General features: G+C 66.2%; 18 protein-coding genes and 1 pseudogene. 5 read left to right on the plus strand and 14 right to left on the minus strand.

Going from position 1 to position 19186, the window contains the following annotated elements; genetic code table 11:
• Positions 1-220 precede the first annotated feature (220 nt).
• The gene (locus CAG34_RS15555; protein ID WP_085591035.1) at positions 221-559 is read right to left on the minus strand and encodes a hypothetical protein; all 339 of its coding nucleotides are present in this window, start codon (positions 557-559) and stop codon (positions 221-223) included.
• Positions 560-756: 197 nt separating this feature from the next.
• Here CAG34_RS15555 and CAG34_RS15560 point away from each other — a divergent pair, with 197 nt between their 5' ends.
• A complete protein-coding gene (locus CAG34_RS15560) occupies positions 757-1338 on the plus strand; it encodes a flavin reductase family protein (protein ID WP_085591037.1) in 582 nt (193 codons plus the stop codon).
• A 128-nt stretch (positions 1339-1466) separates the two neighbouring features.
• Here CAG34_RS15560 and CAG34_RS15565 read toward each other — a convergent pair whose 3' ends face one another.
• From CAG34_RS15565 to glcD, 5 genes are all read right to left on the minus strand, one after another.
• Positions 1467-3638, minus strand: coding sequence for a malate synthase G (locus CAG34_RS15565; protein ID WP_085591039.1), 2172 nt, complete (start codon positions 3636-3638; stop codon positions 1467-1469).
• 152 nt (positions 3639-3790) lie between these two features.
• A complete protein-coding gene (locus tag CAG34_RS15575; RefSeq protein WP_085591042.1) occupies positions 3791-4189 on the minus strand; it encodes a heme-binding protein in 399 nt (132 codons plus the stop codon).
• Positions 4182-5417 (minus strand): glycolate oxidase subunit GlcF, encoded by a 1236-nt coding sequence (gene glcF / locus CAG34_RS15580; RefSeq protein WP_085591044.1) that lies wholly within the window; start codon positions 5415-5417, stop codon positions 4182-4184. Before glcF ends, CAG34_RS15575 begins: the two co-directional genes overlap by 8 nt.
• A gap of 9 nt (positions 5418-5426) precedes the next feature.
• The gene (gene glcE / locus CAG34_RS15585; protein WP_085591047.1) at positions 5427-6479 is read right to left on the minus strand and encodes a glycolate oxidase subunit GlcE; all 1053 of its coding nucleotides are present in this window, start codon (positions 6477-6479) and stop codon (positions 5427-5429) included.
• The gene (gene glcD, locus CAG34_RS15590) at positions 6479-7978 is read right to left on the minus strand and encodes a glycolate oxidase subunit GlcD (RefSeq protein ID WP_085591049.1); all 1500 of its coding nucleotides are present in this window, start codon (positions 7976-7978) and stop codon (positions 6479-6481) included. The genes glcE and glcD overlap by 1 nt, the downstream gene beginning before the upstream one ends.
• Before the next feature lie 195 nt (positions 7979-8173).
• On the opposite strand from glcD, the gene glcC reads away from it, so the two are divergent.
• Positions 8174-8938, plus strand: a complete 765-nt coding sequence (gene glcC / locus CAG34_RS15595) for a transcriptional regulator GlcC (RefSeq protein WP_085591051.1) — start codon at positions 8174-8176, stop codon at positions 8936-8938.
• A gap of 127 nt (positions 8939-9065) precedes the next feature.
• Here glcC and CAG34_RS15600 read toward each other — a convergent pair whose 3' ends face one another.
• The 4 genes from CAG34_RS15600 to CAG34_RS15615 form a co-directional block, all read right to left on the minus strand.
• Positions 9066-9383: a DUF2388 domain-containing protein gene (locus CAG34_RS15600; protein ID WP_003260922.1), complete on the minus strand. Its 318-nt coding sequence runs from the start codon at positions 9381-9383 to the stop codon at positions 9066-9068.
• 210 nt (positions 9384-9593) lie between these two features.
• Positions 9594-11045 carry an aldehyde dehydrogenase family protein gene (locus CAG34_RS15605; protein WP_085591053.1) on the minus strand — a complete coding sequence of 484 codons (1452 nt, stop codon included), beginning with the start codon at positions 11043-11045 and terminating at the stop codon, positions 9594-9596.
• Positions 11042-12010, minus strand: a complete 969-nt coding sequence (locus CAG34_RS15610; RefSeq protein WP_025338713.1) for an NAD(P)-dependent oxidoreductase — start codon at positions 12008-12010, stop codon at positions 11042-11044. Before CAG34_RS15610 ends, CAG34_RS15605 begins: the two co-directional genes overlap by 4 nt.
• A 10-nt stretch (positions 12011-12020) precedes the next feature.
• The gene (locus tag CAG34_RS15615) at positions 12021-13412 is read right to left on the minus strand and encodes an FAD-binding oxidoreductase (protein ID WP_085591055.1); all 1392 of its coding nucleotides are present in this window, start codon (positions 13410-13412) and stop codon (positions 12021-12023) included.
• 200 nt (positions 13413-13612) lie between these two features.
• On the opposite strand from CAG34_RS15615, the gene CAG34_RS15620 reads away from it, so the two are divergent.
• Positions 13613-14686, plus strand: coding sequence for a GlxA family transcriptional regulator (locus CAG34_RS15620; protein ID WP_025338715.1), 1074 nt, complete (start codon positions 13613-13615; stop codon positions 14684-14686).
• 169 nt (positions 14687-14855) lie between these two features.
• Here CAG34_RS15620 and CAG34_RS15625 read toward each other — a convergent pair whose 3' ends face one another.
• The 4 genes from CAG34_RS15625 to CAG34_RS15640 form a co-directional block, all read right to left on the minus strand.
• On the minus strand, positions 14856-15194 hold the full coding sequence (locus CAG34_RS15625) for a RidA family protein (RefSeq protein WP_025338716.1): 339 nt from the start codon (positions 15192-15194) through the stop codon (positions 14856-14858).
• An 11-nt stretch (positions 15195-15205) separates the two neighbouring features.
• The gene (locus CAG34_RS15630) at positions 15206-15556 is read right to left on the minus strand and encodes a cupin domain-containing protein (protein WP_085591057.1); all 351 of its coding nucleotides are present in this window, start codon (positions 15554-15556) and stop codon (positions 15206-15208) included.
• Positions 15557-15795: 239 nt separating this feature from the next.
• Positions 15796-16578 (minus strand): NAD(P)-binding domain-containing protein, encoded by a 783-nt coding sequence (locus tag CAG34_RS15635; protein WP_085591059.1) that lies wholly within the window; start codon positions 16576-16578, stop codon positions 15796-15798.
• Between the two features lie 12 nt (positions 16579-16590).
• Positions 16591-17910, minus strand: a complete 1320-nt coding sequence (locus CAG34_RS15640) for an FAD-binding oxidoreductase (RefSeq protein WP_085591061.1) — start codon at positions 17908-17910, stop codon at positions 16591-16593.
• Positions 17911-18083: 173 nt separating this feature from the next.
• Here CAG34_RS15640 and CAG34_RS15645 point away from each other — a divergent pair, with 173 nt between their 5' ends.
• The gene (locus tag CAG34_RS15645; RefSeq protein ID WP_085591063.1) at positions 18084-18710 is read left to right on the plus strand and encodes a glutathione S-transferase family protein; all 627 of its coding nucleotides are present in this window, start codon (positions 18084-18086) and stop codon (positions 18708-18710) included.
• Positions 18711-18968: 258 nt separating this feature from the next.
• Positions 18969-19186 (plus strand): annotated as a pseudogene (locus CAG34_RS29330) (hypothetical protein); the annotation flags it as partial.

The raw sequence follows: 19186 nt of genomic DNA on the forward strand, positions 1-19186 counted from the left end.
GGGGAAGGGCATGGGGCCGCTTTGCGGCCCATCGCCGGCAAGCCAGCTCCCACAGGGATAGCACATGGCTTGAGGTCTTCGCGGTCTGCCTGTTCTGGCCCCATCGCTGGCAAGCCAGCTCCCACAGGTACTGCACAATGCTTGAGGTCGGTGCAGTCGAGGTGGGAGCTGGCTTGCCGGCGATGGGCTGCAGAGCAGCCCCCAGGCAAGCGACCGGTAATCAGAAGCGTGCCGTACTCACCGTGATGTAGCCCTTGTCCGCCAGCGCGATACGTATCACTGTCTCGTCCGCCGGCGCCTTGCGGTTGCGCTTGATGCGCACGCCTTCCACCGCCGCCGCTTTCATATGCTCGGTAATGGCCCGCCCGTTCGGGTCGAAGAACAACTCGCTGGCCAGCAACTCGATACGCTCGATCAGCTGGCGGGAGCGTTCATCGGTGGCGCAGAAGAACATCACCCCCGACAGGTGGGGGTCTTCGTCCGGGTTGTTCATGTCATGGGCCAGCAGTTCGCGCAGGGTGCTGCGCAATTCGGCAGTGGGGCGGGCGTACAGGTGCATGCGGAACCTCCTCTGGATCGCGACCTTGCGTCATCCAGTGCCGATCATGTTTTCAGTGGGCAGGGGGCAACAAGTAGGACGCATCCGAGCAACGCGTAGGAGTTTTCTGAAGATGCAGGAGTGACACCCCAAGCTGGCGGGAGGACGGCGCCTGCGGCACAATTTGCCGCCCGCTACCCGCCTTGCCGAGGATTGCCATGAACAGCCATTTCCAAGCCGTCGACCTGAAAAAGGCCTATCGCCTGCTGAACCACGGCCCGACGGTGCTGGTGTCGGCCAGCCACGAAGGGGTGGACAATGTGATGGCGGCCGCCTGGGCCTGTGCGCTGGATTTCGACCCACCCAAGGTGACCGTGGTACTCGACAAGACCGCCCGCACCCGGCAGTTGGTGGAGGGCAGTGGCTGGTTCGTGATCCAGGTGCCAACCGCGGCGCAGGCGCAGCTGACCCATCAGGTGGGTACCCGCAGCCTGTTCGACCAGCCCGACAAGCTCGCCAGCATTGGTGTGCAGCTGGCGCGGGTCGAGGGGCATGCGGCGCCGTTGGTGGAGGGCTGTTCGGCCTGGTTGATGTGCCGGGTGATCGACGAGCCGCACAACCAGAGCACCTACGACCTGTTCATTGGCGAGGTGGTGGCGGCCTGGGCCGATGACCGGGTGTTCCGCGATGGCCACTGGGCCTACGAGAATGCCGACCCGCAGTGGCGCAGTTTGCACTACGTGGCGGGTGGGCATTTTTATGCGATAGGCGAGCCGGTGGTGGTCGATTCGCAAAGTTGATTACACCTGGCCCGGCCTCATCGCCGGCAAGCCAGCTCCCACAGGTATCACACCAGGCCTGAAGCCTGTGCAGTACCTGTGGGAGCTGGCTTGCCGGCGATAGGGCCGCATAGCGGCCCCTGTCAGCATCAGCGCCCGACCTCCTGCTTGAAGCGCAAGCGCCAGCCATGCAGCAACGGTTCGGTATAGCCACTGGGCTGCTGCCGCCCCTTGAACACCAGCTCCCGCGCAGCGCGGAAAGCATGCGATGTCTCGAAACCGGCGGCCATCGGCCGGTACGCCGGGTCCCCGGCATTCTGCTGGTCGACCACGCCGGCCATGCGTTGCAAGGTCGCCTCGACCTGCTCGGCATCGACCACCCCGTGGTGCAGCCAGTTGGCAATGTGCTGCGCCGAAATCCGCAGGGTCGCGCGGTCTTCCATCAGGCCCACATCATGGATATCCGGCACCTTGGAACAGCCGACCCCTTGCTCGACCCAGCGCACCACGTAACCGAGGATACCCTGGCAGTTGTTGTCCAGTTCGGCCTGGATGTCGGCTGCGCTCCAGGGCCGCTCGGGGCTGACCGGGACACTGAGCAGGTCATGCAGCAACTCGGCGCGCTGGGCATTCAGGTCAACCTGTTCCAGCGTTTGCTGCACGGCCGCCACATCCACCTGGTGGTAGTGCAGCGCATGCAGCGTCGCGGCTGTGGGCGAGGGCACCCAGGCGGTGTTGGCGCCGGCCCTGGGCTGGGCGACTTTCTGTTCGAGCATGGCCGCCATCAGGTCGGGCATGGCCCACATGCCCTTGCCGATCTGCGCCTTGCCGCGCAGGCCACAGGCCAGCCCCACCAGTACGTTGCTGCGCTCGTAGGCCTGGATCCAGGCACTGCCTTTCATGTCACCCTTGCGCAGCATGGCGCCGGCTTCCATGGCCGTGTGCATCTCGTCACCGGTGCGGTCGAGGAAGCCGGTGTTGATGAATACCACCCGTGACGCGGCGCTGGCGATGCAGGCCTTGAGGTTGACGCTGGTACGCCGCTCCTCGTCCATGATGCCCATCTTCAGCGTATGTGCGGGCAGGCCCAACAGGGCTTCGACGCGGCCGAGCAGCTGGTCGGCAAAGGCCACCTCGGCCGGCCCGTGCATCTTCGGCTTGACGATGTACAGGCTGCCCTCGCGGGAATTGCCGCGGCGCTTGAGGTCATGCAGGCCGATCAGGCTGGTTACCACGGCATCGAGGATGCCTTCCGGGATTTCCCGGCCATCACGGTCGTGGATGGCCGGGTTGGTCATCAGGTGGCCGACGTTGCGGATGAACAGCAGCGAGCGGCCCGGCAGGGTCAGGGGCTGGCCGTCTGCGCCGTGGTAGTGGCGGTCTTCGGCCAGGGTGCGCTCGAAGGTTTTGCCGCCCTTGCTAACCTGTTCGCTGAGGTCGCCCTTCATCAGGCCCAGCCAGTTGCGGTAGACGTTGACCTTGTCGTCGGCATCCACGGCGGCTACCGAGTCTTCGCAGTCGATGATGGTGGTGAGCGCGGCCTCCAGCAGGATGTCCTTGACCCCGGCCGGGTCCTGCTGGCCGATGGCGTTGGCCGGGTCGACCTGGATTTCGAAATGCAGCTGGTGATGCTGCAACAGGATCGCTGTTGGCGTGTTCGGCTCACCTTGGTAGCCACGCAGTTGCGCGGGGTGCATGAGGCCCACCTGGCGGCCATCGGCCAGGGTTGCCTGCAGCGTGCCCTGGCTGATCGCGTAGGCCTTGGCGTCGTTGTGCGACGCACCGTCGAGCGGGGCAGCGGTGTCGAGGAACTGCCGGCCATAGGCGATCACCTTGGCGCCGCGTCGCGGGTTGTAGCCCTGTCCACGTTCGGCGCCATTGGTTTCGGCGATGGCATCGGTGCCGTACAGGGCATCGTACAGCGAGCCCCAGCGGGCGTTGGCGGCGTTTAGGGCGTAGCGGGCGTTGCTCAGTGGCACCACCAGTTGCGGGCCGGCCTGCACGGCGATCTCGCGGTCGACGTTGCGGGTGCTGACCTGCACGCTTGCCGGGGGCTCCACAAGGTAGCCGATGCCTTGCAGGAAGTGCTGGTAGGCGGCCATGTCACGGATCGGGCCGGGGTGCTGGCGGTGCCAGTTGTCCAGTGCTGCTTGCAGGCGCTCACGCTCGGCGAGCAGGGCGCGGTTTTGTGGTGCGAGGTCGTGGACCAGGGTGCTGAAGCCTTGCCAGAAGGTGCGGGCTTCGATACCGGTGCCGGGGAGGGCTTCGTCTTCGATGAAGCGCTGCAGGGTGGGGGCGATCTGGAGTGGATGGTTTGGCATTGTCTGTTCGCTCGATGTTCAGGCTTCTGGAAAGTTTTTGCTTGTGCCGGCCTCTTCGCGGGCTTGCCCGCTCCCACAGGTACTGCACAGGACTCAGGTCTTGTGAAAGCCCTGTGGGAGCGGGCAAGCCCGCGAAGAGGCCGGCACAGGATTCAGAGAGCAGCCGCCCCGGCCTTGGCCACCTGGGCATCCTGCTCGGACTTGACCCCGGACACGCCGATCGCCCCCACCACCTGCCCATTCACCCGCAGCGGCACGCCACCTTCCAGGCTGGTCAGCAGCGGCGCGGTGACGAAAGCGGTACGGCCACCATTGACCATCTCCTCGTAATCCCGCGTCTCCTTGCGCCCCAGCGCGGCTGTGCGGGCCTTTTCCATCGCGATGTAGGCGCTGGCCGGCGCGCAGCCGTCCAGGCGCTCCAGGGCCAGCGGGTGGCCACCGTCGTCGACCACGGCGATGGTCACGTTCCATTGTTGCGCCTGGGCTTGCTGGCGGGCGGCGGTCAGCACGAGGGCGACTTCGGCCTGGCCGATCACGGACTTGCTATGCATGGTGGTTCTCCGGGTTCAAGGCTGCTTCGACGATTTCGATCCAGTGCCGCACCGGTGTGCGCCCAGCCCCGTCGAGGTGGGCCTGGCAGCCGATGTTGGCGGTGGCGATGACTTGCGGTTTGCCGCTTTCCAAGGCGTTGAGGCGGTTGTCGCGCAGTTGTAGCGACAGCTCGGGCTGGGTCAGCGAATAGGTGCCGGCCGAGCCGCAGCACAGGTGGCCGTCCGGTACCGGGGTCAGGGTAAAGCCCAGGCGTGTCAGCAACGCCTCCACCGCACCCCCCAGCTTCAGCGCGTGCTGCAGGGTGCATGGGCAATGGAAGGCCAGGCGCTGTTCGGCGCAGAGGCCCAGTTGCTCGACCGGCTCCTCGCGCAGCACCTCCACCAGGTCGCGGGACAGGGCGCTGACCCGTGCGGCCTTGGCGGCGTAGCGCGGGTCCTTTTCCAGCAGGTGGCCGTAGTCACGTACGAATGCGCCGCAGCCGCTGGCGGTTTGCACGATGGCCTCGGCGCCGGCTTCGATGGCTGGCCACCAGGCATCGATATTGCGCCGCGCCCGTTGCAGGCCTTGTTCCTGGGCATTGAGGTGATAGTCCACCGCGCCACAGCAGCCGGCCTGCCGGATCGGCACCACGCTGATGCCCAGGCGGTCCAGCAGGCGTGCGGCGGCGGCATTGGTGTTGGGCGACAGGGCCGGTTGCACGCAGCCTTCCAGCATCAGCACCCGCCGCGCATGGCGCGGTGCGGGGCGTTGGCCGGGGGCGGTGACCCGCGCCGGCAGCTTGCGCTTGAGCGTGGCCGGCAACAGTGGGCGCAGGGCCTGGCCGCTGCGGGTCAGGGCCTTGAACAGCGCCGGCCGTGGCACCACTGCACGCAGGCCCTGGCGTAGCAGGCGCTGGCCGAGCGGGCGTGGCACCTGCTGTTCGACCACGGCGCGGCCAATGTCCAGCAGGTCGTGGTACTTCACCCCGGAAGGGCAGGTGGTTTCACAGTTGCGGCAGGTCAGGCAGCGATCCAGGTGCAACTGGGTGCTGGCGGTGATCGGCGCGCCTTCGAGCATCTGCTTGATCAGGTAGATGCGCCCGCGTGGGCCGTCCAGTTCATCGCCCAGCAGCTGGTAGGTGGGGCACGTGGCGGTGCAGAAACCACAGTGCACGCAGGAGCGCAGGATGCTTTCGGCCTCGTCGGCGCGGGCCAGTTGCCGGGCGGTTTCGCTCAGGTTGGTTTGCATGGTCTGGCCTCACAGGTCCGGGTACAGGCGGCCAGGGTTGAACACCCCCTGGGGGTCGAGTTGCTGCTTGAGCGCACGGTGGTAGCGCATCAGCGCGGCGGGCAGCGGAGGGCTGCTGGCAGCGCCAGGGGCATGGCAGGTGGCGTGGCCGCCAACCTTGGCGACCTGCTCGCGGATCTCTTGCGCCGGTGCCGTGGACTTGAGCCAGCGCTGCGCGCCACCCCAGTCGATCAGCTGCTGGCCGGGCAGCTCCAGCTCGCCGGTGGCGTTGGGCACGGACAGGCGCCACAGCGGCGCGGGGCTGGCAAAGAACGCCAGGCGCTGCTCGCGCAGGTCGCTCCAGAAGCAGCTGTCCAATGCCTCGCCGCCCAGGCGCTGGCGTGCCGACTGCACCGAGCCTTCGCCGCCTTCCAGGCGCAGGTACAGCGCGTCGCCGTCATGGCAGGCCGCGCTGATCGGCAGCGGCTGCTGGCCCCATTCAGCCAGCTCCGCCAGCGCCTGGTGGCGGCCCATCGGCAGACGCAGGCTGAGGCACTGGCGCGGGCGTGGCAGCACTTTCAGCGACACCTCGGTCAGCAACCCGAGGCAGCCGAAGCTGCCCGCCATCAGCCGCGACACGTCGTAGCCGGCAACGTTCTTCATCACTTCGCCACCAAAGCGCAACAGCTTGCCGTGGCCGGTGATCACCCGCGTGCCCAGCACATAGTCACGCACCGACCCGGCCCACGGCCGCCTTGGGCCGGACAGCCCGGCCGCGACCATGCCACCCAGGGTGGCGTCGGGGCCCAGGTGCGGTGGTTCACAGGGCAGCATCTGGCCAGCCTCGTGCAGCGCCGCCTCGATCTCGCGCAGTGGCGTGCCGGCGCGGGCAGTCAGCACCAGTTCGGTCGGGTCGTAGCTGACGATGCCGCGGTGGCTGCGGGTGTCCAGCACATCGCCGGTCACCGGGCAGCCGAGCATGGCCTTGCTGTTGCCGCCCTGGATACGCAGCGGCGTGGCCTGGTTCAGCGCCTGGTTGACCTGCTCCAGCAGGGCCTGGCTGATGTCGCGGTCCATGCTCATCAGAAACGCTCCAGTTCGGGGAAGGGCAATTGCCCATGGTGCACATGCATGGCGCCGAATTCGGCGCAGCGGTGCAGGGTGGGGATGTTCTTGCCGGGGTTGAGCAGGCCCTGTGGGTCGAAGGCGGCCTTGACCGCATGGAACAGGGTGATTTCGTCGCTGTTGAACTGTGCGCACATCTGGTTGATCTTCTCGCGCCCCACACCGTGCTCGCCGGTGATGCTGCCGCCCACGGCCACGCACAGTTCGAGGATCTTGCCGCCGATGGCTTCGGCACGTTCCAGCTCGCCTGGCAGGTTGGCATCGAACAGGATCAGCGGGTGCATGTTGCCGTCGCCGGCGTGGAACACGTTGGCCACGCGCAGGCCGTATTCGCCGGACAGTTCGCTGATGCCCTTGAGCACCCGTGGCAGTTCGCGGCGCGGAATGGTGCCGTCCATGCAGTAGTAGTCCGGGGAGATGCGCCCCACCGCAGGAAAGGCGTTCTTGCGCCCGGCCCAGAAGCGCACGCGCTCGGCCTCGTCGCAGGCCAGCCGCACTTCACGCGCGCCGGCCTGGGCCAGCACGGCGGCGACCCGTTCGCAGTCGTCATGCACATCGGCCTCGACGCCATCCAGCTCGCACAGCAGGATGGCCGCCGCGTCCACCGGGTAACCGGCATGGATGAAGTCCTCGGCGGCGCGGATCGCCAGGTTGTCCATCATCTCCAGGCCGCCGGGGATGATCCCGGCAGCGATGATCTCGGCCACTGCCCGGCCGGCGTCCTCGACGCTGTCGAAGCTGGCCAGCAGCACCCGCGCCACCTGGGGCTTGGGCAGCAGCTTGACGGTGACTTCGGTGACGATGCCGAGCATGCCTTCGGAGCCGGTGAACAGTGCCAGCAGGTCGAAACCGGGGCTGTCCAGGGCATCGCTGCCGAGGGTCAGGCGTTCGCCCTCGACCGTGAGGATTTCCACCTTGAGCAGGTTGTGCACGGTCAGGCCGTACTTGAGGCAGTGCACGCCACCGGCGTTCTCGGCGACATTGCCGCCGATGGAGCAGGCGATTTGCGAGGACGGGTCCGGCGCATAGTACAGGCCGTGGGGCGCGGCCGCCTGGGAGATGGCCAGGTTGCGCACGCCGGGCTGCACACGGGCGAAGCGGCCCTGCGGGTTGACTTCGAGAATGCGGTTGAACCGCGCCATTACCAGCAGGATGCCTTTGGCCAGTGGCAGGGCGCCGCCCGACAGGCCGGTACCGGCGCCGCGTGCCACCACCGGCACGCCACGCTGGTGGCAAAGCCTGAGCAGCGTCTGCACCTGCTCCAGGCGCTCGGGCAGCACCACCAGCAGCGGCACCGTGCGGTAGGCCGAGAGGCCGTCGCATTCATAGGGCTTGAGCTCTTCCTCGCGGTGCAGGATCTCGAGGTCCGGCAGGGCAGCGCGCAGCGCTTGCAGCAGCGCCGCCCGGTCCACGTCGGGCAGCGCGCCATCGACGCGTTCGTCATACAGGATATTCATCGGCTCACTCGGCAACGGTTTTTGTTGTTGTTGGCAAAGCGCTCACCCTTGCAGCCTGCGCGTGGCCGCCGCCCGGGTCGAGCACGGGGTGAACTGGTCCTACCAGTTTTTGCGACGGGTACTGGTTATTGACGGCTTTGCCTGGCTAGATTGAGGCAGGTGGTCGAAGTGGTCCTACCAGCAGGAGGGTACGCAGTGGGTACTGAAGGCAAGGCCAAGGTCGCCGACCAGGTGGCCGAACGGGTCGAGCGGCTGATCGTCGAAGGCGTGCTCAAGGTGGGCCAGGCCCTGCCGTCGGAGCGGCGCCTGGTGGACAAGCTGGGCTGTTCGCGCTCGGCGCTGCGTGAAGGCCTGCGCATCCTGCGCGGGCGCGGCATCATCGACACCGAGCAGGGGCGTGGCTCGTTCGTTGCCGACCTGACGGGCCATGCGGGCGCCACGCCGTTGATGCACCTGTTCGGATCGCAGCCGCGCACGCTGTTCGACCTGCTGGAAGTGCGGGCGTTGCTGGAGGCCGAATCGGCGCGCCTGGCGGCGTTTCGGGCCACCGAGGTCGACCGTTTGCTGATCCGCCGGCGCTATGAAGAAATGCTGGCTGCGCACGAAGCCCCCGAAGCGATCGATGCCCGTGAACATGCCCGCCGCGACCATGCCTTTCACCGGGCGATCAGCGAGGCGTCGCACAACCCGGTGCTGGTGCATACCTTGCAATCGCTCAGTGACCTGACCTTGAGCACGGTGTTCGCCTCGGTCAACAACCTGTATTGCCGACCGGCGCAGAAGCGCCAGATCGACCGCCAGCATGCGCGGTTGTATCACGCGGTGATGGAGCAGCTGCCCGAGCAGGCGCAGCGCGCGGCGCGCGAACATATCAACGGGATCCGCGACAGTTTGCGGGAGATCGAGCAGGAGGAGCAGCGGCTGGTAAGGGCTACCATGCGCATGGATGGCTGGGGGTGAATGTATGCCTGTGCCGGCCCTTTCGCGGGCTTGCCCGCTCCCACAGGGACTGCACCGGGTCTGATGCCTGTGCAGTACTTGTGGGAGCGGGCAAGCCCGCGAAGAGGCCGATGCAGGATTACCTCAATCAATGATCGGCTATGCGGTCATCCTGCGAGAGGAGGGCCCGGGCCAGCTCTTCATCATTGGCCTGCAAGCCAGGGTTGTCCTTGCGGGCTTGTTCCAGCGCCGACTCCACATAGGCGCCACGGATTGCACCACCGCTGGCGACGTAGGCCGAAAGCTCGTCACGCGCCGGGATGATCCGTTTGTCGTCCTTGAAGGTCGAGTAAAGCGAGGCGGAAACACCGGCCGAGGTTGCGACGTCGCCTGCGTCGACGTCAGCCAGGGCAGCACCGGCAGGCAGCAGGAGCAGCAGCGCAGGGGCGAGGAGTAGGTGGCGCATGGTGTGATCTCCAGTAGCATGAAGCCCAAGTAATTGAACCACTCAGTGTTTAAGAAAGCGCAGGTGGGGTGGTAGTTCCCTTGTTCACGCTGGAGATTGCCGGGGCTGCTGCGCAGCCCATCGCCGGCAAGCCAGCTCCCACGTCGACCGCGCTGCCCTTAAGGCCTGTGCAGTACCTGTGGGAGCTGGCTTGCCGGCGATAGGGCCCTGTCAGGCGAGTTGGTAAGTGGTCTTCACCCGGGTAAAGAACTGCCGCGCATGCGTCCCTTGCTCCCGCGAGCCCAGGCTCGATGCCCCATTCCCACCAAACGGCACGTGGTAATCCACCCCGGCCGTAGGCAGGTTGACCATCACCATCCCCGCCGAACTGTTGCGCTTGAAATGCTCGGCATGGCGCAGCGAGGTGGTGACGATCCCGGCAGACAGACCAAAGGCGGTGTCCTCGGCGGCAATGAAGGCTTCCTCGTAATCACGCACCTTGAGCACGCTCAGCACCGGCCCGAAAATCTCCTCGCGGTAGATGCGCATGTCCGCGGTCACTTCGGTGAACAGCGCCGGGGTAAAGAAATACGCCCCCGCCGGGTTGTCGATGCGCTCGCCACCGCACACCAGCTTCGCGCCCTGTTCAAGGCCGGCGGCCACGTACGACAGGTTCTGCTCCAGTTGCCGGCTGTCGACCACCGGGCCGATGTCGGTGCCAGCTTGCAGCGCATCGCCCACCTGCAGCGCGCGGGTACGCTCGGCCAGGCGCGCGACGAAGGCGTCATGAATGCCGGCGGTCACTATTACCCGCGAGCTGGCCGTGCAGCGCTGGCCGGTACTGTAGAACGAGCCGTTCAGCGCCACCTCCACCGCCTGCTCCAGGTCGGCGTCATCCAGCACGATCAGCGGGTTCTTGCCGCCCATCTCCAGTTGCACCTTCTTCATGCCTTCGGCCGCCAACCGGGCGATCTGCCGGCCGGTGTGCTCGGAGCCGGTGAAGCTGATGCCATCGACCAGTGGCGAGCGGATGATCGTGTCGCCCACGCTGCGCCCCGGGCCGATCAGCATGTTGAACACGCCCGCCGGCAACCCGGCGCGGGAAATGATTTCGGCCAGGGCCCAGGCCGAGGACGGCACCAGTTCGGCCGGCTTGAACACCACGCAGTTGCCAAAACACAGCGCCGGGGCGATCTTCCACGCCGGGATGGCGATGGGGAAGTTCCACGGCGCGATGATGCCGACCACGCCCAGCGGTTGGCTGAACACATCGATGGCCACGTCCTGGCGCACCGACTGGTACTTCTCGCCTTCGGCGCGCAGGGCTTCCTGGGCGTAGAACTTGAACGAGCGCCCGGCCCGGTCCACTTCGCCCAGGGCTTCGCGCACCACCTTGCCTTCTTCGCGGGCCAGCAGCGTGGCCAGCTCCTCGCGGCGGGCGAGGATTTCCGTGCCGATGAAGTCCAGCGCGTCAGCGCGCTGCTGCGGGTTGCTGCGCGCCCAGGCCGGCTGCGCCCGGCGGGCAGCGGCGATGGCCTGTTCGGTCAGCACCTGGCCGGCGCGTTCGAAGCGTTCGACCACTTCACCCGGGTGGGACGGGTTGCGGTTCTCCAGGATGTCGGCGCTGCTGCCCAGGGGGATGAAGGCGCCATCGACGTAGCTACTCTTGGTCACGAGGGTCATGCGGTGCGAATCCTTTTTTCAGAAACCTGGCGGGCGACAAAGTCGCTGATGTTGTCCACGGCGCTGTCCATCAACTGTTGCATGGCGTCTTCGCTGCTCCAGGCGATGTGCGGGTTGAGCAGGAAGTCATCGCGGTCGATCAGCTGGAACAACGGGTTGCTCGGGTGCAGCGGCTCTACCTCGACCACATCCAGTGCCACGCCGCCCAGGCGACCTTGCTGCAGTGCCTGGATCAGCGCCGCTTCGTTGACCACGCCACCACGGCCAGTGTTGATCACCAAGGCATCGGGCTTCATCAACGCCAGTTGCCCGGCGTCGATCAGGTTGTAGGTTTCGGGCGTGAGCGGGCAGTTGATCGACAGCACATCGCAGCTTTTCAGCAGTTCGGCCAGCGGCCGGCAGTCGGGGCCCTTGCGCTTGCCGCCACGGTCCTCGAACAGCACCTGCATGCCGAACGCCCGCGCCAGGTGCGCCAGGCGCAGGGCGATCGGGCCGCTGCCGATGATCGCCAGCTGCTTGTCGCGCACATCGCGGATGCGGTGGTTGAAGTAGATGTTCTGGTGCGGCTTGTCGCCGGCATGCACCTGGCGCATCAGGCGGGTGAAGGCGGCCGGGCGGCGGAACAGTTCGAGGATCATCGCCAGGCTGTGTTCGGCCACCGTGTTGGCGGCATAGCCCGGCACGCTCGACACCTCGATGCCGTGGGCCTCGCAGTAGGCGACATCGACGATGTCGCGGCCGGTGAGGGCCAGCGAGATCATCTTCAGCCTGGGCAGCTGGCGCAGGTGCTCTTCACGCAGCGGCACGCTGCAGGTCAGCGCCACGGTGGCGTCCTGCAGGTGCTCCAGCACCTGGTCGGGGTGGGTGTAGGCAAACTGCTGCCAGCTGTGCTCGCAGTCAGGGCGCTTGAGGCGGGTGGAAGGCGCCAGGCCTTCGTCGTCGAGGAAGACGATATGTTCGCTCACGGTATTGTCCTTATTTTTTCTGCGCGGGCACGTAGCCGGCGGGTGCCATGCCGACCAGCTGGCGGGTGATGAAGCCGGCGTCCTGGTCGTGGTCCTCCAGCGATTCCTTGCGCACCAGCGCATCGCGCACCAGGTGTGCGCCAAAGAAGCGGAACGGCTCTGGCGGCAGCAGTTTCATCTTCTGGTTGACCAGGCCACAGTTGGCCCATTCGTCGTTGGCATGGGTGGCCAGCGACTTGATGATGCGGCTGGCGAACACCGTGGTGGCCACACCGTTGCCGGAAAAACCGATGCCGTAGCTGACAGTCTGGTGATGGTCGAGGTAGCCGAAGTTCGGCAAGCCTTTCATGGCCCGGTCGATCGGCCCGGTCCAGCTGCTGACCACTGGCACGTCCTGCAGTTGCGGGTACAGGCGGCGCAGTTCGGCGGCAACCTTGTCGGCGGCCGGCGACGGCTTTTCATACAGGTTGCCGATGCGCCCGGCATAGGCGAACTGGCCCAGCGGCTTGCCGAACACCACGCGCCCGTCCGGGGTGTTGCGCCAGTAGTTGAGCACGGTGCGCGAGTCGGTCATGCATTCGCCGCCGCTGAAGCCGATGGCGTCGAGCTTGGCCTTGACCGGCGCGGTGGCGACCATGTCGCTGGACATGATCGCGATCATCCGGCGCAGCTCGGGGAACTGCGCGCCCCAGGCGTTGAGTGCAAGTACCACGTGGTTGGCCTTCACATGGCCTTTGGCGGTGTGTACCACCGGGTTCTTGCCGCGTTCCAGGTGGGTGAACGGCGACTTCTCGAAAATCTGCACGCCCAGCTTCAGCGCCACGCGGCGCAGGCCGCGGGCCAGCATGGCCGGCTGCACGGTGGCGGCGTTGGGGTCGTAGATGCCACCCAGCACCAGCGGCGAGCCGACCCGGCCACGGATGGTCTGGCGGTCCAGCTCCTGGAACGGGTTGACGTCGAGCTTCTGCAGGCCGTCGGTGAGCACGCGCCAAGAGTTCATCTGCCGCTGGTTGGTCGCGGTCCACAGCCAGCCGTCCTTGCGGTACTGGGCGTCGATACCGTGTTCCTGGCAGAAGCTGCCGATCTCGTCGATGGCCGACTCGGCGGCCTGGCAGATGCGCCGAGCCTCGACGTCGCCGCAGATGGTGCGCACCGACAGGTACTTGCCCCACCAGTTGGTAGCCACGCCCCCGTTGCGCCCGCTGGCACCGGAGCCGCAGCGGTCGCGCTCGACGATGACGATGGTTTTTTCCGGGTGGGCCGTTTTCAGGCGGATGGCCGACCACAGGCCAAGGAAGCCACCGCCGACGATGCACACGTCGGCTTGAATCGAGTCCTGCAGGGCAGGGGCGAGGTCGCTGTCCAGGTCAAGCGCCTGGGCATACCAGAATCCACGGTACATGAGGGGTGCCTCTGAGCATGTTTGTCTTGTGGGCACATGATGCTCAGCCGGGCCGGCGGGCCGATATTACAGTCATGACAATTGATAGAACGGTGCCGCCTTTTGTCACGGATTTCCTATTTGTGGGGATGCATATGATATGACGGACGCAGGGCGCACTTTAGAATGGCGCTATTGCGAATGTCATGAGGCTTGCGTCCATGGTTGCTCAACAACAAATAGAACAACGGGAAGAACCGGCGCATGCCCCTGTCATCGCTGCGCAGGTAAAGCCGGAACTGCGGGTGGGTTTCGTGCTGATGAACCACTTCACCCTGGTGCCGGTGGCCGGGCTTGTGGACTCGCTGCGCTTTGCCGCCGACAAGTCGTTCCGCAGCCAGCAGGTGTTTTGCCAGTGGGACTGGATGACCCTCGACGACCAGCCGATCACCGCCAGCTGCGGCATGCCCATTTCGCCGACCAAGCCGCTGAACCTGTTCGCCCAGTACGACTACATCGTGCTGGCCGGCGGCCTGCTGGACGAAACCCGCAACCCGCCGGCCTGGTTGCTGGATGCGCTGCGCGAGGTGCATGCCGCGAATATCCCGATCATCGCCCTGTGTTCGGGCTCGTTCGTGCTGGGCAAGGCCGGGCTGCTGGATGGCCGGCGCTGCGCCCTGCATTTCACCTTGCGCGATGAGTTCAGGGAGCGCTTCCCGCTGTCCACGGCGGTGATCGACAAGAGCTATGTGGATGACCGCGGCATCATCACCTGCCCGGGTGGCACCGCCATCGACCTGGCAGCCAACCTGATCCGCCGGCATTGCGGCGCGGTGCGGGCGCAGAAGGGGTTGGAATACCTGCTGGTGGACGAGCGTGCCGACGAGCAGGAGGGCAAGGCGGCCAGCGAATGCGTGTACCAGAACGACAGGGTGCAGCGGGCGATCAGCTTCATGCGGGCCAACCTGGATGCCTCGATGACGCTCAAGGCCGTGGCCGAAGCGGTGGGCACCCACCCCCGGCAGTTGCACCGCGAGTTCGTCGCCAATACCCAGGAACCGCCGGCCAACTACTGGCGCAAGCTGCGCCTGGACCATGCCCGGCGGTTGCTGGTGAATACCAGCCAGAACATCACCACCATTGCCTTGGCGTGCGGGTTTTCCGATGCGTCGCACTTCATCCTGTGGTTCCGCAAGCAGTATGGCGAGACGCCGTACAGCTTCCGCAAGCGGCGGCATGAGGTGGAGCGGTTTGACTGGCATGGTGACAAGGTGGGGCTGGACCCGGAGTTGTGAGCGGTTGGCGCTCTTCCTGCTGTGGATCGCGGTCGCTGCAGGAGCGGCCTTGTGTCGCGAAAGGGCTGCGCAGCAGCCCCAGGGTTTCAGCGCAAATGCATAAATTGCCGGGGCTGCTGCGCAGCCCTTTCGCGACACAAGGCCGCTCCTACAGGGACCGCGCTGGTTATCAGAGCTGGCCGAAGGCCTGGATCTCGATACGGTAATCCGCTGTCGCCAAGGCCGCGCCTACACAAGCCCGCACTGGTGGCTGATCGCCAACCCAGGCGTCATACACCTCGTTCATCGCCGCAAACTCGCCCATGTCGGCCAGCCAGATCTGCACGCGGGTCAGGTTGCCCTTGCCTGCGCCGACCTGCGCCAGCCACTGCTCCAGTTGCGCCAGTACGCAGCGGGTCTGCGCGGCGATGTCGCCCGGTTGCAGGGCGACGATGCCCGAGGTTTCGATGCGGCCATCCACCAGCACCATCTGGCTGGCCCGTGGGCCGGGGTTGATACGTTCGATCATCGACAGTTTCCTTAGAACAGCACGTAGGTCTTGCGCAGGGTTTCGCGAATGTCCCACACACCCTCGCAGTTTTCCGGGAACAGCACCGCGTCGCCCGCGCGCAGCTCCACCGGCTCGCCACCGTCGGGGGTGAAGGTGCACGAGCCGCTGACGATGTGGCTGAATTCACGGTTTTTCAGGTGACGGCGGAACACCCCCGGGCTGCTTTCCCATACACCGATGCTGGCGCCGACGGCCTGGTCGGTCTGGTCCTGGGCGGTGGCAGCCTGGGCGACGGGTTCGCCGATCGGCAGGCGGGCAGGGGCCGGGGTGCCCAAGGGGGAGGCGGGGGCGTTGCGGACTACGGTCAGGACTTGGCTCACGTATGGGTTCCTTTGGTTCATGCAGGGATTGCGCAGCACTATCGCACTGGCCTGATGGCGGGCCATATAACGGCTGGGACGGGTCGTTGGATGCTGCTGTCGGACAGTTGCAGATTTGCGGTGAGGCTGATGGCCCTATCGCCGGCAAGCCAGCTCCCACAGGTACAGCGCATGGCTTGAGCCCTGTGGAGCCCTTGTGGGAGCTGGCTTGCCGGCGATAGGGCCGGTGCAGGAAAAACCTATCGGTCAGCCAACCGCGACCGGGTCAACAACCCATCCAGCACCACCTCGCACGCCGCGCCCCAGGTGGCACTCACCGGCTGATGCATCAGCACCTCCAGCCCATCGGCGGTAAAGGTCCCGGGGGTGGCAATGGCCTGCCCCAGGGCCTTGAGCGTGTATCCTGGCTGCTGCCCGGCGCTGGCCACGCAGTCCTGCAGGTTGCCCAGCACCAGTGCGCGTGCCTCGGCCGCCGGCAGGCCTTTGTCCATCAGCCACTGTTGCAGGTCGTGCAGCAGGAAGTAGAACCAGCCATTCATGCAGGCTGCCACGGTGGCCAGTTCGAACTCGGGCTCACCCCGCAGGACTACCAGCTTGCCCAGTGGCCCGAGGTATTGCGTGGTCAGCGCATCCGGCGGGCAGACCACCACCGTGGACTGGTTGTACTGCGCGGCATACGACAACATCGCACGCACACAGAGGGCGCCGGGGAAGGCGCTTGCCAGTTGCCCAAGGCTCACCCCGGCAGCCAGTGACACCAGGCGCTGGCCGGGGCGCAGGCGTACTTCGCCTGCCAGTTCGCCCAGCGAATGCGGGCGCACGCCAAGGATCACCAGCTCGGCCTGGTCGACCACCGCCTGGTTGCTCGTCAGTACCTCGCAAGCGTGCTCCCGGGCCAGCAGGGTTGCCCGTTGCGCATTGCGCGGTGACAGCAGGATGGGCCCGTCGAAGCCGCTGCGGCGCAGGCCGATGACCACTTTTTCGGTCAGCTCGCCGACCCCGAGAATGCCCAGGCTATGCATAGTGCCTCCTTGTCAGCTTTCCAGGCCGGCGCGGCGCTGGCCCCAGTGCAGGTTGAGGTTGACGCCCACGCTCAGCAGCGGCTCCGGCGGGTTGCGGTTGGGGCCTGCCGAGCCGAGCAGAAAGTCGATCAGTTCGTCGTGCTCGCCGCTCAGCCAGTCGGCCAGCAGGGTGCCGGTGGCGGTGCCACGGGTAATGCCCAGGCCGTTGCAGCACAGCGCCGCATGCACGTTGGGGGCAAGGGTGCCAAAGTGCGAAAGGTGGTTGCGCGACAGGCACATCGAGCCGCCCCAGGTGTATTCGAATGGCATGCCCGACAACATCGGGAAGCGCCGCTCGAACGACTCGCGATGCTGGCGCCCGGCGCGGGCAATGTGGCGCGGGTTGGCACGGCCGTCGGCGTTGAAGCTGAAGCTGTTGCGTACCAGCAGGCGCTGGTCCGGGGTACGACGCAGGGTGCTGCCGAACGGGTCGGCGGGGATGATGCCCCAGCTGGCCTTGCCGCCCAGGCGCGCCTGTTCTTCCTCGGTCAGCGGGCGGGTCATGCTGGCGTAGGTGAAGATCGGCAGCAGGCGGCCGGGCAGGAAGCCAAAGTGCGAGGCGAAGGCGTTGTTGGTCAGCAGCAGCTGGTCGGCGACGATCTCGCCGTTGGCATGCTTGAGGGTGATGCGCCGGCCCTGCTCGATGTGGGTGATGGTGGTGCGCTCGTGCAGGGTCACGTTACCCGGCAGGCTGTCGGCCAGGCCTTTGGCCAGGGCGGCCGGTTGCAGCAGCTGGGTGCCCGGGGTGTACAGTGCCTTGCGGTAGAACGCGGTGCCGAAGTGCTCGGGCAGGTCGCGGGCGTCGATCATCTGGTAGGGCTGGCCGAGTTTTTCCAGGCCGCTGCGGTACGCCTCGAGCACGGCCAGGCCTTTGTCCTCGACCGCCGCCTGGTACTTGCCGTCCGGGCGGATCTGGCAGTCGATGCCGTGCTGGTTGATCAGCCCGCGCAGGATCGCCTGCGCGCGCAGGTTGAGCTTGAGGTTCATCCGCGCGGTGGGCAGGTCGCCGATGTAGTCGGCGGCACCGATGTCGTGGGGCAGGTCGATGGCGAAGCCGGAGTTGCGCCCCGAGGCGCCGAAGCCAACCTCCTGGGCTTCGACCAGGATCACCTCGTCGTCAGGGTGATGCAGCGCCAGTTGCCGCGCGGCGGCAAGGCCGGTGAAGCCTGCCCCGAGCACCACCCAACGCGCCTCGCTCCGCCCCCGGTGCGCGGCGCGTGGCTGGCGCCCGGGGCTGAGGTGGAACCAGCCGCAACCGTTGTCGTCCGCGGGGGTAGAGGTGTTTCTGTACATGGGATTTTATCCGTGTTGTTTTCTCCACTATGGCATTGGCGTCCGGGTGGGGACTATGACGGGAGGGACGGGGAATAAGATGTTCTGGCTGCGCGCATTGACCCTGTCGGGCCAGGCGTGATCTGCTCGGCCTGATGGCCCAATCATTCAATGGATACTGAAGGATCTCACCCATGCCCGACTACAAGCTGCATTGTTTCGCCGAATCCGGTAACGCCTACAAGGCCGCCCTGATGCTTGAGCTCACAGGCCAGGACTGGCAGCCGGTGTTCGTCGATTTCTTCAATGGTCAGACTCGCGAACAAGTCTGGCGCGACGAAGTGAACGAGCAGGGCGAGGTGCCGGTGCTGGAGCACGCCGGCAAATCCTTCACCCAGTCTGCGCTGATCCTTGACTACCTTGCGGAGAAAACCGGGCAGTTCGGCCCCCGCGACGAAGACGAAAAGCGCGAGATCTGGCGCTGGATGCTGTTCGACAACCACAAGTTCACCAGTTACTACGCGGCGCTGCGCTTTCTTTTCTGCCTGAAGAAAACCGGCGAAACGGACGTGACCCGGTTCCTGCGTGAACGTGCCGTGGCAGCCTACCGTATTGTCGACGCGCACTTGGCGAAGACGCCATTCATGGTCGGTGGCCGGCTGACGATCGCTGACCTGTCGTTGGCCGGGTATGTGTTCATGCCGGAGGACACTGGCATTGCGTTGGCACAGTTCACCCACATCGAGGCATGGAAGGCGCGAATCCAGGCGTTGCCAGGGTGGAAGCACCCGTATGATCTGATGCCCCGCGCGGCCTCCTGAGCAACCCGGCTCGCCAGGCCATGGTGCAGCGGCCTTTGGCGAGCCAGCCATTCTGATGACCGGTCGGTGACAAGCGCAGCGGCGTGGCTACGCTCAAAAATCAAGAAACATCCTGAAATATTTGGCCGGCAGGCCCTGAAGGATCTCGTTCAACCGCTGCAGATGGAAGGCCGCGCTGGTTTGCAGGTTGCCCCAAGGGGGGCCGGAAATCACAGGGTGCGTCGTGCAACCCGGTGCTACTCCAAGCGGAGGCTCATCATGCTCAGGAAATGCTTGTTGGCTTTGGCTATCGGTGCAGTGTTGTCGGCTTCGGCCGTGTTGGTGCCTGACTCCATTGGCGGTACCTCCAGCGCGTATGCGAAGGATGGTGGCGGTGGTGGCGGTGGCGGTCACGGTGGTGGTGGCGGAGGCAGCGGCGGCGGTGGTGGCCATGGCGGCGGAGGTGGTGGTAGTGGCGGCGGCGGTGGTCATGGCGG

It is taken from the genome of Pseudomonas sp. B14(2017) (assembly GCF_002113255.1).
Taxonomy (GTDB): Bacteria; Pseudomonadota; Gammaproteobacteria; order Pseudomonadales; family Pseudomonadaceae; genus Aquipseudomonas; species Aquipseudomonas putida_Z.